The 596-nt window shown below is 44.1% G+C and carries 1 pseudogene; it reads right to left on the reverse strand.

The features are described from left to right. Positions 1 to 596 (reverse strand): annotated as a pseudogene (locus ADM50_RS09135) (beta-N-acetylglucosaminidase domain-containing protein); the annotation flags it as partial.

Genomic DNA, 596 nt, shown 5'->3' on the forward strand with positions numbered 1-596 from the left:
GGTTCTTCTGTTAATTCTTGATGGAAGCTTGCCAATTCATAAAATTCTGCCTTGCCACCTTCCCAGACTAATTTGACGTCTAGAAGAGAGCCACCATTTCGGATAGCGAAGGTTTGGAGACTAGATGTAATGGCACCGAGGTCTGTCCAACTGTCTTGACCATCCTTGAGTGTTCTAGCAAGAACACGTGCCTTAGCTCCTTCAGGAAGACTGGAAACGAGACGAAGGTGGTTAGCTTTAGTTGGTTCAGACAAGTGATACACCAATTCGCCCTTGTCTTTTTCAGACTTGTAGCTGGTCAAAACTTTGCCGTCTACAAGATTATTATAAAGGTTGCCTTGGCTTTCTCCACTACTTCCTTCTACTGTTGGATCATTGATTGGTTTGACAAATTCACCATCGTTGATGACTAATTCTGTAAATCCTACAAAACGGGCATCATAATCCGCTGTATAGAGGACACGGAGATAGTTGGCTTTGACTGGTGTCGTCAATTCGCCCTCGATGTAGCGATTTCCTGGCATCTTAGAATCATGTGTCCAACCATCTGTCAATGAATCATCGTGTGTGCTATTGGCCACACCATCTCCTACTGT

The organism is Streptococcus oralis (genome assembly GCF_001075675.1).
GTDB classification, from domain to species: Bacteria; Bacillota; Bacilli; order Lactobacillales; family Streptococcaceae; genus Streptococcus; species Streptococcus oralis_V.